The sequence below is a fragment of the Ruegeria sp. BHSB064 genome, from assembly GCF_059613205.1.
The window spans coordinates 1-8,602 of sequence record NZ_JBXWSB010000156.1; the positions used below are offsets into that span (position 1 = coordinate 1).

The following is an 8,602-nucleotide window of genomic DNA, read 5'->3' on the forward strand; positions in this document are numbered from 1 at the left end:
CGGCCAAAGCCGTTATCGGCTGGCACGAAACGCATCGGTTTTGCGCGCGCTGCGGGGCTGCCAGCGCGATGTCTCAGGGCGGCTGGCAACGCAGTTGTCCCTCGTGCGGAGGGCAACATTTCCCGCGCACCGACCCGGTTGTGATCATGTTGATCACGTATGGGGACAGTGTGCTGATGGGCCGGTCTCCGGGTTGGCCCGAGGGGATGTTTTCGTTATTGGCGGGGTTTGTCGAACCCGGGGAGACGCTGGAAGCCGCCGTACGTCGCGAAGTGATGGAAGAGGCGGGTGTACCGGTCGGCGAAGTATCCTATCTGTCCAGTCAGCCCTGGCCATTCCCGGCTTCGCTGATGTTTGGCTGCGCGGGCGAGGCACTGTCGCGCGACATCTTGATTGATCCCGTTGAGATTGAAGAGGCGATGTGGGTCAGCAAATCCGAGATGATGCAGGCATTTGCCGGGGATCATCCAAGCCTTTTGCCCGCCCGCAAGGGTGCAATCGCCCATTTTCTGCTTGAGAACTGGCTTGCGGATACGTTGGACTGACGAAATATTGGCGCGGCCATAAACATCAAAGGGTATCATGCAGTTTTCAGCCCGTGAGGATATTGAAGCCCCCATTAACGCGGTGTTCGACATGGTGTCGGATTTCGAGCGGTTCGAACGCATGGCCATGCGCCGGGGAATTGACGTAAGGCGCTTAGGCCCTGAAGCTGTCCTTGTTGCCGGGACTGAGTGGCAGACAGAGTTCAAGCTGCGCGGCAAGCTGCGCCAAATGTCGGTGGTGATGACGGATTTTGACCGGCCTTCGCAAATGCGCTTTGAAGCCTCTTCGAAGGGCATGACTGGTTTGACCAGTGTGGATTTTCTGGCCTTGTCCCCACATCGGACGCGCCTGAGCCTGGAGATGTCTCTGGCGGCGAAAACCCTGCCCGCGCGTCTGTTGCTGCAATCGGTAAAACTGGGCCAGTCCCGGTTCCGCAAACAACTGCAATCCCGGTTAAGTGACTTTGCGCGCGAGTTAGAGCAGCGTCATCTGCACGGCGCGTAGAAAAACGCTGTTGCGCTGTTTCATAACGCGATTGAGCGGAAGATGCAGTTTGCCAAGTCGAACGCCCACAAGCATAAGCGTGATGATCGCTTGCTACGTGGCTAGGCGCAGCAACACGCGCCAATCTGAATTCGCCCAAGTGAAGGAATAGACCCCTAGCCTCGCGGTTGCGCCGCCGGGTAGACGCCAAGGATCTCAACGTTTGTCGTGAAATGCTCTAACTCATCCATGGCCAGTTTCACATTACGGTCGTCGGGGTGACCAACGATATCTGCGTAGAACTGAGTCGCTGTGAACGACCCGTCAACCATGTAGCTTTCCAGCTTGGTCATGTTGATCCCGTTAGTGGCAAAGCCACCCATCGCTTTGTACAGCGCGGCCGGGATGTTACGGACCTGAAACACGAAACTGGTGATCATGCCATGTTCGCCGCGACGCGACAGATCGGCCTGACGCGACATCACAAGGAAACGGGTCGTGTTGTCGTCATTGTCTTCGATGTGGCGGGCCAGCACATTCAGGTTGTATATCTCACCAGCCAGTTCGCTGGCCAGCGCAGCAGAGTGCAGGTCGCCCACCTCGGCCACTTCGCGCGCCGCGCGGGCGTTGTCGGGGCTGACGCGTCCGCGAATGTCGTGTTGTTTCAGGAACCCCGCGCATTGCGGCAGCAGCACCAGGTGGGAATGTGCCTCGGTGATGTTCTCCAGTTTTGCACCGGGGACGCCCAACAGGTTGATATGCACCCGCACGAACGCCTCGTCGATAATGTGCAAACCGCTATGGGGCAGCAGCCGGTGAATATCCGCGACACGTCCGTAGGTCGTGTTTTCAACCGGAAGCATCGCCAGATCCGCCGCACCGGAACGAACCGATTCGATCACATCTTCGAAAGTACGGCAGGGCAGGGCCTCCATATCGGGCCGAGCGTTGCGGCAGGCTTCGTGACTATAGGCGCCCGGTTCACCTTGAAATGCGATGCGATTGGTCATTTGGTCGATTCCATGCAACAAGTTCGCGATTTGGTCGTTTCGTCGCGGTGTCTATACCTTGCCTCTCGCAAGGGGAAGCCTTAGACAGCAGCCCAGACAGCTGAAATGGACACGCGATCAATGTTCGACACGATGACAGTTACCAAGGCCGCCGCAGGCCTGTTCGGCACTTTCCTGGTGCTGCTTCTGGCCAAATGGGGGGCGGATGTCCTCTATTCTTCCGGTGGCCATGGCCATGCTGAGGCCGCCTACATTATCGAAACCGAAAGCTCGGGCGAAAGCGCTGATGGCGAAGAAGTGGTCTTCGAAGACCTGCTGGCCGCCGCTGACGTCGAAAAAGGTGCAAGAGTGTTCCGCAAATGCACCGCCTGCCACAAGCTGGAAGACGGCGCGAACGGAACTGGCCCCTACCTCTATGCCATTGTGAACCGTCCTGTTGCTTCTGCGAAAGGGTTCACAGGTTACTCGGCCAGCATGCAGGCGCATGGCGGCAACTGGACGCCTGAAGCTCTGGATGCTTTCCTGGAACGCCCAAGCGCCTACATCTCGGGCACATCGATGAGCTTTGCTGGTCTGAAAAAGCCGCAGGATCGCGCAGATGTGATTGCCTACCTGCAGACAATCGGAAACTGATTGCCCGTCAGATCAAAGATTTCCAAGGCCGCTGCCCTGTGCAGCGGCTTTTTTTGTCTGAACGAAACTTCACAAAGCGCTCACGCATTCTAAACTTGAAACTGTTAGCGTTGGCACTTTAGCTAGCGGTTACGACATTGGTGAAGATACTGACCGAGAGGATGACCTACATGATATCCCTGACGCCTGCTGCACGTGATCTTAAATTACGGCCCTGGGCTGGCATATTGGGGTTGTGCGCTGCTTTGGTCATTCCGCAAGCCTCTCAAGCATTGGATGAGGGTGTCACCAGAAGTCACGGATATTCGTATTTCGGCAATCTGGATTATCCCCCTGATTACACGCACCTTAATTACGTGAACCCGGATGCTCCAAAAGGCGGTGAGCTGTCTTTGGCGGCCTCGGGCACGTTCGATTCTCTCAATCCCTACTCACGCAAGGGGCGCGCCGGCGCTTTGACGACACTGCAATATGATCGCTTGTTTGAAAGTGCGGATGACAGTGTCGGGCAATATTACGGAGTATTGGCAGAAAGTCTGGAGTATGACGAAGGGCGGAACTACGTCATCTTTCACCTGCGACCCGAAGCAACCTTTTGGGATGGCACGCCCGTAACGGCGGAGGATGTCGTCTATAGCCACCGCCTGTTCATCGAACAGGGCTTGCCCTCGTACGCGCAGGCCGTAGGTCGCATGGTGACGGGGGCCGAAGCGCTGGATGAACATACGGTTAAGTTCTCGTTTAACCCCGAAGTCACCCGCCGCAGCCTGATCGAAACAGTGGGCTCGACCCCCGTATTTTCCAAAGCGTGGTTCGAAGCGGACGAGTCCCGGCGCCTGGATGAGCCTCGCCTGGAAGTAGCGGTTGGATCAGGTCCGTATAAGCTTGACAGCTACGACATCAATCGTCGGATCGTTTACAAGCGCCGTGATGATTATTGGGGCAAGGATCTGCCGTTCAACGTTGGTCGGAACAATTTCGACACAATTCGCGTCGAGTATTTTGCCGACCAGACCGCAGCGTTCGAAGGTTTCAAAGCCGGTGAGTACACGCTGCGTATCGAAAGCGACCCTAAGCTTTGGGCGACGGGGTATGATTTCCCGAAGCTGAGCGAAGGCGTGGTGGTTCGCGATGAGATCGTGGATGGTAGTCCGCCGACCCCATCGGGTTTTGTTTTCAATTTGGGAAAACCGCAGTTTGCTGACAAAGACGTCCGAAAAGCCCTTGCGCTGGCTTTCAATTTCGAATGGGTAAACGAGTCTTTACTGTTCGGTCTGAATGCGCCGCGCAATTCCTTCATTCAAGGCACCCCGCTTGAGGCAAAAGGTCTGCCTGAAGGTGATGAGCTGGCGTTTTTGCAAGCGTTGGGTGACGTTGTGCCCGGAGACCTTCTGACAGAACCTGCTGTCTTGGCCCACGAGTCAAATCCCGCGCGTTTGAATGATCGGAGAAATCTTCGCAAAGCAGCGAAAATACTGGACGAGGCCGGTTGGCCTGTTGGTGATGGCAATGTGCGGCGCAATGCGGAAGGGCAGACATTGAAGGTGAATATTCCCTATCCTTCAAACCTGCCGACATCGACAGCAACCATGATCGAAACCTATGTTCAGAACTTGCAGTCTATTGGTGTCGACGCTTCGGCTGAAAAGGTTGACCCGGCGCAGTACACCCTTCGCAGCCGCGAGAGGGACTACGATATGGTCTATTCCACACGTTACGGGTCATTCCTGTCCACCGGCGGCGGGTTGAGTCAGATGTATGGATCGGAAGAAGCTGCATTCAGCCTCTTTAATCCTGCCGGGTTGGCTAGCCCCTTGGTGGACGCAATCATCGAAGCATCTTTCGAAACCGACAATCAGGCGGATCAGGACACGGCATTGATGGCACTTGATCGCGCCTTGCGGTATGAGTTCTTCGTGGTCCCCGTGGGATTCATCCCTGACTACTGGACGGCATATTACGACATGTACGAATACCCGGAAAACCTGCCGCCCTATTCGCTGGGACATCTGGATTTGTGGTGGATCAATCCGGAAAAAGAGGCTGCGTTGAAAGCGAAAGGCGCACTGCGATAACATGGGCGCCTATATTCTAAGACGCTTGTTGCTGATCATTCCAACCCTTTTGGGCATCATGATCGTCAACTTCACGCTGGTACAATTCGTGCCGGGTGGACCGGTCGAGCAGATCATCGCGCAGATCGAAGGTCAGGGGGATGTTTTTGCAGGATTTGCGGGCGGGGGTGATGCTGGCGCAGGTTCTGAACCCGCTGGTGGTGTTTTCGACGACAAATATGTTGGCGCACGGGGTTTGCCGCCCGAATTCATTGCTGAACTTGAAAAAGAATTCGGATTCGACAAACCGCCGCTCGAGCGGTTCCTTATCATGATGGGCAACTATCTGACCCTGGATTTCGGGCAGAGCTATTTCCGTTCGATCAGCGTGATTGATCTGGTGCTTGAAAAGATGCCGGTCTCAATTTCTCTGGGCTTGTGGTCGACCCTTATTGCTTATCTGGTTTCTATCCCGCTGGGCATCCGCAAAGCGATCAAAGATGGATCACAGTTTGATACCTGGACCAGTGGGGCGATCATTGTGGCTTATGCGATCCCGGGCTTTCTGTTCGCGATCCTGCTGCTGGTGCTGTTCGCGGGTGGGTCGTATTGGCAGATCTTCCCGCTGCGTGGTCTGACCTCGGACAACTGGGAGAGCCTCAGCCTCTTTGGCAAGATTGCAGATTACTTCTGGCACATTGCTCTGCCGACAATTGCGCTCACGATCTCGGCCTTTGCGACGCTGACGCTGCTGACAAAGAACTCGTTTCTGGATGAAATCAAAAAGCAGTATGTCATGACGGCCCGTGCCAAAGGCCTGAGCGAACGCAAAGTTCTTTATGGTCATGTCTTTAGAAACGCGATGCTGATCGTAATTGCCGGTTTTCCCGCGGTGTTTATCGGAGTGTTCTTCGGTGGTTCGATCATTATCGAGACCATCTTTTCGTTGGATGGTCTGGGTCGTCTGGGGTTCGAGGCTGCCGTGGCGCGGGATTATCCGGTTATTTTTGGCACCTTGTTCATCTTCGGGCTGATGGGCCTGGTTGTCGGGATCATCAGCGATCTGATGTATGTGCTGGTCGATCCGCGCATCGATTTCGAAAAGCGGGAGGTGTAAATGGCACTCTCCCCTCTGAATCAGCGCCGCTGGAGCAACTTCTGCCGCAACAGGCGCGCGTTCTGGTCGCTGATCATCTTTTCGGTGCTGTTTGGCCTGTCCCTGTGCGCCGAGTTCATCGCAAATGACAAACCCATCCTCGTGAAGTACCGGGGTGAGTTCTATACGCCGATCTTCAACTTCTATGCGGAAACGGAATTTGGTGGCGATTTCCAGACGGAAGCCATTTACCGCGACCCCGAGGTTCAATGCCTGATCGATAGCGGCGGGCTGGAAGAGTGTTTCGACGATCCCGAAGGTATCATTGAACAAATCGACGCCGGGACATTCCAGGCGGAAGGGTTCGAGCGTGGCTGGGCGCTTTGGCCGTTGATCCCATACTCTTTCAACACATCGGTAGACCGACCGGGGGCCGCGCCCTTACCGCCCAACGGTCAGAACCTGTTGGGCACGGATGACACCAAACGCGATGTGCTGGCCCGCGTGATATATGGGTTCCGCCTTTCGATCCTGTTTACTCTGCTTGTGACCGGTGCCGCCAGCCTGATCGGCATTTTTGCTGGTGCCATTCAAGGGTTCTTCGGCGGTTGGCTGGATTTGATCTTTCAGCGGATCATCGAGATCTGGTCAGCAACCCCGTCGCTGTATGTGATCATCATCATGTTCGCTGTTCTGGGCCGAAGTTTCTGGCTGCTGGTTGCGTTGATGATCCTGTTCAGTTGGACCGGTTTGGTCGGCGTCGTACGCGCGGAATTCCTGCGGGCGCGGAACCTTGAATATGTGCGCGCCGCGCGTGCGTTGGGCGTGGGGAACATGACTATCATGTTCCGTCACATGTTACCTAACGCAATGGTGGCTACCCTGACGTTCATGCCGTTCATCGTTACCGGCACCATCGGCGGCCTGGCCTCGCTGGACTACTTGGGCTTCGGCTTGCCGTCCTCGGCACCTTCTTTGGGAGAGTTGACGTTGCAGGCGAAACAGAACCTGCAGGCCCCGTGGCTGGCTTTCACAGCCTTTTTCACCTTTGCCATCATGCTGTCTCTGCTGGTCTTCATTTTCGAAGGTGTACGGGATGCGTTTGACCCTAGAAAGACCTTCTCATGAGCTTGCTGGATGTGAACAACCTCAAGGTCTCGTTCCGGCAGGACGGTCAGGTCAGCGCTGCTGTCAAAGGTGTTTCCTTTACCGTGGATCGGGGTGAAACCGTTGCGTTGGTGGGCGAATCCGGGTCTGGGAAATCCGTCACGGCTTTGTCGACCGTATCGCTGCTGGGTGACAGCGCAATGGTCGAAGGGTCTGTGACCTACGACGGACAAGAGATGATCGGTGCGTCCGAGCAACATCTGATGGATGTGCGTGGCAATGACATCAGCTTCATCTTTCAGGAGCCGATGACCTCGCTGAACCCGTTGCACACGATTCAGAAGCAAATGGCGGAATCGCTGGCGCTGCATCAGGGTGTGACCGGGGATACTGCGCGGGATCGGATTTTGGAGCTGCTGACTAAAGTTGGTATCCGCGACCCCGAGGAAAGGTTGGACAGCTATCCGCACCAGCTGTCTGGTGGGCAACGGCAGCGGGTGATGATCGCGATGGCGCTGGCCAACAAGCCGGACATCCTTATTGCGGATGAGCCAACGACCGCATTGGACGTGACCATCCAGGCACAGATTCTCGAATTGTTGGCCGAGTTGCAGAAATCCGAAAACATGGGGATGTTGTTCATTACCCATGATCTGGGCATCGTGCGCCGGATTGCCGACCGTGTTTGTGTGATGAAAGACGGTGAGATTGTCGAAACCGGCGTTACGCGTGAGATATTTGACAATCCGCAACACCCGTACACCCGCAAATTGCTGGCTGCAGAACCTTCTGGTCAGCCCGAACCGGTTGCGTCAGACGCTGAAGAGGTCGCGCGTACTGATCACCTGAAGGTCTGGTTTCCGATCCAGCGAGGGTTCCTGAAACGAACCGTTGGCTACGTAAAGGCGGTGAATGACGCTACGCTGAGTGTACGCGCGGGTGAGACTTTGGGCATTGTCGGCGAAAGCGGCTCGGGCAAGACCACGCTGGCGCTGGCGATCATGCGCCTCATCGCGTCCGAAGGCGGCATCACCTTCCGCGATCAGGACGTGCGAAGATGGTCTACCCGCGAATTGCGCAGGTTGCGCAAGGATATGCAGATCGTGTTTCAGGACCCGTTCGGTAGCCTCAGCCCACGCATGACCTGTCAGCAGATCATTGCGGAAGGTCTGGCCATTCACAACATTGATCCTCACCGCGCCCCGCGTGAGCTGGTCGCTGAGGTAATGACCGAAGTGGGGCTGGATCCCGCCGCGATGGACCGCTACCCGCACGAATTTTCCGGCGGTCAGCGCCAGCGCATCGCCATTGCACGCGCGATGGTTTTGCGGCCCAAACTGCTGGTGTTGGACGAACCGACAAGCGCGCTGGACATGACGGTTCAGGTTCAGATCGTTGATCTGCTGCGCGATCTGCAGAAGAAATACGGTCTGGCTTACCTGTTCATCAGCCATGACCTGAAAGTCGTACGGGCCATGTCGCACAACGTAATCGTCATGCGAAATGGGGATGTGGTGGAAATGGGTGCGGCCGAGGCTTTGTTCGAAAACGCCCAGACCGACTATACCCGCGAGCTGATTGCAGCGGCGGGCTGAGATCAGCCCGCCGGTCTCAGCCCATCACGCGCTTGCCTTTTCTTTGGTCGCCGCCTTCGGCACTGGCCCGCGCAGTTC

The 8,602-nt window shown here is 56.2% G+C and carries 8 protein-coding genes; 7 read left to right on the top strand and 1 reads right to left on the bottom strand.

Annotation, left to right across the window (positions count from 1 at the left end):
• Both nudC and AC2FNU_RS22280 read left to right on the top strand, forming a co-directional pair.
• A partial coding sequence (gene nudC / locus AC2FNU_RS22275; RefSeq protein WP_496792776.1) for an NAD(+) diphosphatase occupies window positions 1-545 on the top strand: 545 nt, incomplete at its 5' end.
• 37 nt (window positions 546-582) lie between these two features.
• Window positions 583-1,050: an SRPBCC family protein gene (locus AC2FNU_RS22280; protein WP_496792780.1), complete on the top strand. Its 468-nt coding sequence runs from the start codon at window positions 583-585 to the stop codon at window positions 1,048-1,050.
• Window positions 1,051-1,205: 155 nt separating this feature from the next.
• Here AC2FNU_RS22280 and AC2FNU_RS22285 read toward each other — a convergent pair whose 3' ends face one another.
• Entirely contained in the window at window positions 1,206-2,039 is an 834-nt protein-coding gene (locus tag AC2FNU_RS22285) for a prephenate dehydratase (protein WP_496792784.1), read from the bottom strand.
• A 120-nt stretch (window positions 2,040-2,159) separates the two neighbouring features.
• Here AC2FNU_RS22285 and AC2FNU_RS22290 point away from each other — a divergent pair, with 120 nt between their 5' ends.
• The 5 genes from AC2FNU_RS22290 to AC2FNU_RS22310 all read left to right on the top strand — a co-directional run bounded on the left by AC2FNU_RS22290 (window position 2,160) and on the right by AC2FNU_RS22310 (window position 8,524).
• Window positions 2,160-2,672 (top strand): c-type cytochrome, encoded by a 513-nt coding sequence (locus tag AC2FNU_RS22290; RefSeq protein WP_496792803.1) that lies wholly within the window; start codon window positions 2,160-2,162, stop codon window positions 2,670-2,672.
• A 170-nt stretch (window positions 2,673-2,842) separates the two neighbouring features.
• Window positions 2,843-4,747 (top strand): extracellular solute-binding protein, encoded by a 1,905-nt coding sequence (locus AC2FNU_RS22295; protein WP_496792787.1) that lies wholly within the window; start codon window positions 2,843-2,845, stop codon window positions 4,745-4,747.
• A 1-nt stretch (window position 4,748) separates the two neighbouring features.
• Complete coding sequence (locus AC2FNU_RS22300) at window positions 4,749-5,843, top strand: microcin C ABC transporter permease YejB (RefSeq protein WP_496792792.1); 1,095 nt, start codon at window positions 4,749-4,751, stop codon at window positions 5,841-5,843.
• Window positions 5,844-6,950, top strand: a complete 1,107-nt coding sequence (locus AC2FNU_RS22305) for an ABC transporter permease (protein ID WP_171670517.1) — start codon at window positions 5,844-5,846, stop codon at window positions 6,948-6,950.
• Window positions 6,947-8,524: an ABC transporter ATP-binding protein gene (locus tag AC2FNU_RS22310; RefSeq protein ID WP_496792799.1), complete on the top strand. Its 1,578-nt coding sequence runs from the start codon at window positions 6,947-6,949 to the stop codon at window positions 8,522-8,524. The genes AC2FNU_RS22305 and AC2FNU_RS22310 overlap by 4 nt, the downstream gene beginning before the upstream one ends.
• Window positions 8,525-8,602: the final 78 nt, after the last annotated feature.